This is a genomic window from Clostridium punense, from assembly GCF_017874425.1.
GTDB lineage: Bacteria > Bacillota > Clostridia > Clostridiales > Clostridiaceae > Clostridium_J > Clostridium_J punense.
In genome coordinates this window covers 1-6,336 of sequence record NZ_JAGGLL010000071.1, presented here as the reverse complement: position 1 = coordinate 6,336, position 6,336 = coordinate 1, and the positions used below count along the sequence as shown (strand labels likewise).

Below are 6,336 nucleotides of genomic sequence, written 5' to 3'. Positions count from 1 at the left end.
AATTACTTTATAATAACTTTAAATCCAGTAATAACTATACATTTATTACAAAAATAAACTACAAAATTACCAAAAATAGTTATGCGAAATATGAGATTTATTTTTTACCCCTACATTATATAAGTAGGTTTCTAGGGTAGTTTTTGCAATTTATTTCGATTTCTATAGAATTTATAATATCCTACGCTATTTAATAGTTTTACTGTTAGTAATAAAATATATTTATCATATTTATTCCTTCAATAATATATTTACACCCTTCCATATTTAAAGATGCTACTGCCTCATCTATGGGAATGCCCATAAACTTCCATTTATCTGCCATTGCATATAAAAACTCTTCAAACCTTTTACTTCCTATATCACAATTTATCAAGATATTGGTATCTAGAACATACATATTTTCATACTTCCAGTATGGTTCTACTTTTAATATTTTTTCACTTTTAATAAATATATTTATTTTATCTATAAACTTCTCATAGATATCCTTCGCATTGCTCTCCGTTTTCGCATCTATAAACATTCTTACATACATATTTTCACCTCATTACTTATGTGTTATTTTACCATCAAGCGATATATTTAAATGAGAACCATCTCTACTAAAATGTCCCAATTGACTTTTACCACTTTTAGATAGTTGTACATCCCACTCAAATGCTTGCCCAGCAGTTCTTGAGGGGCCTTTAGTCCATACATTTCCAAACCTATCAGTAAATCCTGCACCTGACCGCGGTAATGGTTGTGAAGTCGTCCAGTTTTTAGGTGGGACGTATCTTATCTTGCCTTTTGTTGGTAATCCCTTCGACTTAATAATGGTTTTTTTCCCTACACTAATATTTTTGACAGAACCAACAAATGTTCCACTAACAACCATATCTTCAAATTGGTCAGCCTTCGCCATTCGTTCCTCATCTTTTAAACTCTTGCCTGTAATTATTGTTTTACCTGTTAATGCTTCAATATAATTAAAGATGGGTGATATGCTAAAAAGTGCTGACTCAATCTTTTCTGCTATCCATGTTTTAAATTGATTCCAAGTAGGCCACGTACCTTCTTCATCAGACATGTTTATGGGTCGGGTAGAGTAATGGCGCAGTAACTTTTATAAGTCCTATTTCCATTACCCTCCACAAAGAACCGTACGTGAAGTTTTCCCTCATACGGCTCACTTGCTGATTTCATCTAACAGTTTATGATTCCTATTGTATGGATTTCACTTTCACGAACTAAAGTATCTAACCTGGTAGTCACTAAAAAGACCCCATTTTCCGTAGATTATTTCGCTACTCCATTCCTTCCATCCAAAACCAAATTTCTTTTGTGCCTTTCTTGCAAATCTTCTTACTTTTCTTTCTACCCATATTTTAATATAGGTGAGTGTTCTAGAGCAATGTCCTATTCTATAATAATTAACCCAGCCTCGTAGTATAGGATTAAGTTCTTCAATCATCTCTGTTACAGTCTTATTCCTACTTTGGACTAAATGTGTTTTAACTTTTGATATTAACTCAGTGACTTTCTTTTTCTTAGGTTTTAGCAGTACCATTTTCTTTCCTTTGCTTTTCACTAACCTAAAGTCGAATCCTAGAAATCCAAAAGTTTCTCCCTGGCTCATATCTACAATTTTTGTTTTCTCCACATTAAGGTTTATTTTTAGCTTAGCTAGTTCTTCTCTCAGTCGTCTGTATGATTTACTGACCAGCCAATCCACTGCCTCATGGCCATTAACAAGAATTACCGTATCATCTGCAAAGCGGCAGTACTCCATATTTTCATATCCTTTTCTAGAGGTTCCTTGTTTTGCTTTTTCAAACATCCTGTCTATTGCATTTAAGTAGATATTGCTAAACAGAGGTGAAATTACTGAACCCTGCGGGACACCAACTTTTCCATTTATCTTCAGCATAAGTTTTATTAATCTCATTATTTTAGAGTCGTTGACTCTTAATGCTATCTTATCCATGAGTATTTTATGGTTAATATTATCAAAGTAGGCTGTTAAATCCACATCTATAACTTTTGTGAAGCCTCTTACTATTCCTTTGGCAACTCTATTGACAGCTTGATGTTGATTTTTCTTAGGTCTAAATCCATAGCTGCATTCTGAAAAGTCTGCTTCAAATATAGGTTCTAGAATTAGCTTTAAGGCTCCTTGAACAACTCTATCCTTTATGGTTCCTATTCCTAAGGTTCTAGTTTTCCCATTGCTTTTAGGTATCTCAACCTTTCTGTTCCTAGTAGGTAGATATGTACCATTTATTAGTTCCTCACGAATTTCTTTTATGAAGTTGTAAGTTCCGTATCTCTCTATATCCGCAAAGGTAACTCCGTCAACTCCTGCTGAACCATTATTTTCTCTTGCTAGTTTATAGGCTTTGTCTAGTGTTTCTATTTTTGTGACATGACAAAAAAGACCCCAAAAGCATTTACGCTTCTCGGATTTCGCTGTTAGATATATCTTTCTTCTCAATTCCTGCAATTCATCGATAGCTCCTGTCCTCACTATCCTGCCTCCTATCTTGTTGAAAGATTATCAGTCAATTTGGCTCCTTTCCTCCTTCGGATTTTTGTTCTTCCGATATCCTCAGTATTACAAGCCATTCCGCCATCCTCTCATCTTTCGTCCAACTTCCCACCTACGGTTATATGGACTACCTTGCTCCAAGAATTTCTTCACTGGGATGAGTAGGACTTCCCTAGTTGCTTCTCGTAACTTTCCTAACATGCCGCCACTGCTACCCCGCTGAAGTTTGTATACTTTATGGTAGGGAGTATACAAATGCTGTTTTCGCCCAACAACCAAAGGCTCAACCTTCAGATTTTCTGCTTTACGAGGCTACATCTATGTTCATTTTCATTACAGCCTGCTAAGTTGCTCACCTGGCTTACCCAGATTTTCGTCGATAGGCTCAAGCATTTCAGTTACCATCCACACTTCTATCCAAGCTAAGTAACTTCTACCTTTTATTACTACTGGTCCTTCCCCAGCTAGTTACGAGTGCTTTAGTCTAGGCACACGATTATTAATGCAATACGTAAACATATTATGGGATAACAACTCTCCATTAACTCCAGTTATACCATCAGCATTTATAAATCTCCCCCACGATGGATTATAATACCTTGACTGCAAATAATATAATTCTGTTTCAGAATCATAACGATAGCCACGATACCTATAAGGGTTCTTAACTCCTACAGTATCTTTAAGTGTTCCATCTATAGAAATTAATTTTCCCCACGAATCATAGGTATAGGATACAACTTGAGTTCCTGCTTTATCAATTAACCCAATTATATCACCTTGAGCATTTCTTACATAGAAGTATTCAGTGCCGTTTAGGTTCATACTTATAAGTTTGGCTGATACCCATTATAATAATATATAATGATATTTATATCTGTCGACACAAAAAAAGTAGGGTGATATCCCTACTTTTTCTCTACTTTTTTACTTGTATAAAATTATTGCAATTTAAAATGCAAAATTAGGTATATACTTGACTGATACTACAGGTATCGATGAGTTATAAGCTAATATGCTTAATAAGTAACTAGTTTATATTAAATTAAAGTTTATATAGATTAGCACTTCTTAAACTTTGCTCTATCTATATTAAAACCACCTCTTGTACCTCAACCAAAATATAGCTATTTAACGCTTTTATAATTTAATGCCATTTTAAGTTTACTTTAAAGCATTTAAAAGAATGTTAACAAAACACTAATATAGACTAAAAAGGTATTGATGCCCCAACAACAACTCCAATTATAAAAGAATTGAAGTGAATCTTTTTCACATTATTTATAAATCTATTCATGATTTGTCTCTCCACTTTTACACCATTAGGAATTTTAAATTAATATTAATAAGGAGTAACTGTTAAAAAGTAAATTATACTGTACAATATAACGGCTATCACAAATCCAATAGAAAAGCCTATCCAAAAGGAAGCTTTATTTATTTTGCTAAATAACTTCATTATCAAAAAACCTCCGTACTATTTTTTAATATGCGTATACTCAAATTCACTACTAAACTATATTAAGTGAAAAATAAATACTTTAAAAACTGTGTACCATAATCTAGAATCCCTACTATACCAGTTACAATATTTGCTATTCCAAAAAAATTACCCAATCTAATTTTAAATTTATCATGTTTTGTCTTTTCTTTGAATTTATCACTTTTAATTATTTTTTTAGTTACCTTTGATATTATTAATCCGATAATTAAAATTACTGTTGGTATTGCTATGTTAACGATATAAAATGTAATCAGTGTAAACACTCCTCTTATCTTAATTATTTATATAAATTTTAACTAATATTTTTACCTATTTCTATCCCACCAAATTGCTCCTTTGGCTTCCCAAAATCCTCCTAATCCAAATCCAACTCCCATAGCTACTCCTTGCTTATCAATAGTATTCATCCCTCCTGCTCCTAATGTTGCTCCTGCTCCCACTCCATACTCTATTTGAAGTTGTATATGAATCATTCCAATATTAATTTGGTTCTTTGAACCATACTTTAGTGGTTTTAGTTCTCCTCCAGCTGATGAATAAATCCAATCTCCATCCCGTTCTGCTATTAGACCTAAAGCTGCATTTCCACCCCCATAACCTTGAGTCTCAAAACTAAAGTTACTGCCTCCAAATTTATATTGGTTAGTATGCAGCTCTACTCCTCCTGAAGTAGGAATTACTCCTATTGTAGTTGCTTTTGTTTGTATTCCTCCGAATCGGTAGTTATTATCCGAAACATAAGTATTGAATTTACCATTAGTATATCTTGAGAAATTACTTCCAACAGACCACCTTGAACTTACTGATTCTTGCTCCAAGCTCTCATAATCGGCTCTTACAGTTCTATACCCCGACGGGTCACTCATAGAAATCGGATTATTTTTAGTGTATGCAAAGATGTTATGACCTAATAATTCTCCCAAGCTACCTGCAATTGCATCAGCATTAATAAATCTGCCCCAAGTAGGGTTATAATACCTTGATTGCAAGTAATATAATTGTGTTTCTGAATCATAACGATAGCCACGATACCTATAAGGGTTCTTAACTCCTACAGTATCTTTAAGTGTTCCCTCTATAGAAATTAGTTTGCCCCAACTGTCATAGGTATAAGATACAACTTGAGTTCCTGCTTTATCTATTAACCCAATTATATTATTTTGAGCATTTCTTACATAGAAGTATTCAGTGCCATTTAGGTTCATACTTACAAGTTTGCCTGTAATTGAATATTGGAATAAAAAGAAACCCAGCAGTGACCATTGTTAGTGGTGTGCCGAGTTTAATCTTGTATAATAATTTTATACTTAAATCTTAAAAACCTCCCATAGTTCTTTATCCATCTCCATATATTCACCAATTTGTTTTATTTCGCTATAATCTACTAGTGAAATTTGTATTTTGTCATACTCAATTGCACTACATAAAACTTCAAAAGCTATTCCCCACTCTCTATATTCCAAATATTCACCAATTAATTCAATATCTTTTGTAGGGAGTTTTATTCTCTTGGCAATATCTAATATAATATCCATATTCATTCAAACTTTTCCTCCTACTTTATGGGATATGCAGTAATAATATCTTTTCCATCTGTAATTGTTTTTATTTTCACACCATCTCGCACACCAATTACCTCATATCTTTGAATACCTTTTATCACTCTATTTTCAGTCCGCTTTAAGGTAGGATCAGTAACAATGTCTGAAACTTCATGCATTATTTTATCGGCACTCCAACCTTTCGGAAAAGCTGTTTTTCCTGGTGCACCTGGCCAAATATGTCCACCTCCTGTTTTATCTCCAAACAGTATATGTTTTGTTCTACCTTCACTTGCTAGATTAACATATTTACTTTTAATTGCTCCCTTAATACCATCAGATACTTTGTCCGCAACTTTTGCTCCTCTTCTAAAGTACCCTGTAGATGGTATTCCCGGAAGAACTGCAACTGTATCAACAGCTGCTAAAGCTAAACCACCCATAGATGGCTTCTTTGCAAAATCAGCCCAACTTAAAGCAGCCATTCCAATATCTAAAAAGTCCCATATAAATCCAGAAGGGTCATGCCTGTTTATAGGTTCATTTGCACAATAAGCAAACATATTATGAGATAGTAGTTCACCCTGAACTCCAGTTATTGCATCGGCATTTATAAATCTTCCCCACTCTGGATTGTAATATCTACTTTGTAAATAATATAATCCTGTCTATAGGAATAGGTAAGAACTTGATATTATCGCCTTCTTTTCCCCTCCTCCACACCGTACAAGCGACTTTCACCGCATACGGCGTTCCATCAA

The 6,336-nt window shown here is 33.8% G+C and carries 8 protein-coding genes and 1 pseudogene; all 9 read right to left on the bottom strand.

What is annotated here, in order from left to right; translation table 11 throughout:
* Positions 1 to 205: 205 nt before the first annotated feature.
* Positions 206 to 538: a hypothetical protein gene (locus J2Z44_RS21030; protein WP_021282296.1), complete on the bottom strand. Its 333-nt coding sequence runs from the start codon at positions 536 to 538 to the stop codon at positions 206 to 208.
* Between the two features lie 12 nt (positions 539 to 550).
* Positions 551 to 1,072 carry a polymorphic toxin type 17 domain-containing protein gene (locus J2Z44_RS21025; protein WP_021282295.1) on the bottom strand — a complete coding sequence of 174 codons (522 nt, stop codon included), beginning with the start codon at positions 1,070 to 1,072 and terminating at the stop codon, positions 551 to 553.
* A gap of 153 nt (positions 1,073 to 1,225) precedes the next feature.
* On the bottom strand, positions 1,226 to 2,509 hold the full coding sequence (ltrA, locus tag J2Z44_RS21020; protein ID WP_021282294.1) for a group II intron reverse transcriptase/maturase: 1,284 nt from the start codon (positions 2,507 to 2,509) through the stop codon (positions 1,226 to 1,228).
* 489 nt (positions 2,510 to 2,998) lie between these two features.
* The gene (locus J2Z44_RS21015; protein ID WP_021282292.1) at positions 2,999 to 3,355 is read right to left on the bottom strand and encodes an RHS repeat-associated core domain-containing protein; all 357 of its coding nucleotides are present in this window, start codon (positions 3,353 to 3,355) and stop codon (positions 2,999 to 3,001) included.
* A 696-nt stretch (positions 3,356 to 4,051) separates the two neighbouring features.
* On the bottom strand, positions 4,052 to 4,297 hold the full coding sequence (locus J2Z44_RS21010) for a hypothetical protein (protein ID WP_021282290.1): 246 nt from the start codon (positions 4,295 to 4,297) through the stop codon (positions 4,052 to 4,054).
* 42 nt (positions 4,298 to 4,339) lie between these two features.
* On the bottom strand, positions 4,340 to 5,287 hold the full coding sequence (locus tag J2Z44_RS21005) for an RHS repeat-associated core domain-containing protein (protein ID WP_483416446.1): 948 nt from the start codon (positions 5,285 to 5,287) through the stop codon (positions 4,340 to 4,342).
* Between the two features lie 54 nt (positions 5,288 to 5,341).
* Positions 5,342 to 5,575: a MafI family immunity protein gene (locus tag J2Z44_RS21000; protein ID WP_021282288.1), complete on the bottom strand. Its 234-nt coding sequence runs from the start codon at positions 5,573 to 5,575 to the stop codon at positions 5,342 to 5,344.
* Between the two features lie 14 nt (positions 5,576 to 5,589).
* Positions 5,590 to 6,060, bottom strand: a complete 471-nt coding sequence (locus J2Z44_RS21715; protein ID WP_342591530.1) for an EndoU domain-containing protein — start codon at positions 6,058 to 6,060, stop codon at positions 5,590 to 5,592.
* 39 nt (positions 6,061 to 6,099) lie between these two features.
* Positions 6,100 to 6,231 (bottom strand): annotated as a pseudogene (locus tag J2Z44_RS20995) (RHS repeat-associated core domain-containing protein); the annotation flags it as partial.
* Positions 6,232 to 6,336: the final 105 nt, after the last annotated feature.

Coding starts and splice junctions, on each gene's coding strand:
- J2Z44_RS21030 (WP_021282296.1), bottom strand. CDS start 538: ATGTATGTAAGAATGTTTATAGATGCGAAAACGGAGAGCAATGCGAAG.
- J2Z44_RS21025 (WP_021282295.1), bottom strand. CDS start 1,072: ATGTCTGATGAAGAAGGTACGTGGCCTACTTGGAATCAATTTAAAACA.
- J2Z44_RS21015 (WP_021282292.1), bottom strand. CDS start 3,355: ATGAACCTAAACGGCACTGAATACTTCTATGTAAGAAATGCTCAAGGT.
- J2Z44_RS21000 (WP_021282288.1), bottom strand. CDS start 5,575: ATGAATATGGATATTATATTAGATATTGCCAAGAGAATAAAACTCCCT.
- J2Z44_RS21715 (WP_342591530.1), bottom strand. CDS start 6,060: ATGGCTGCTTTAAGTTGGGCTGATTTTGCAAAGAAGCCATCTATGGGT.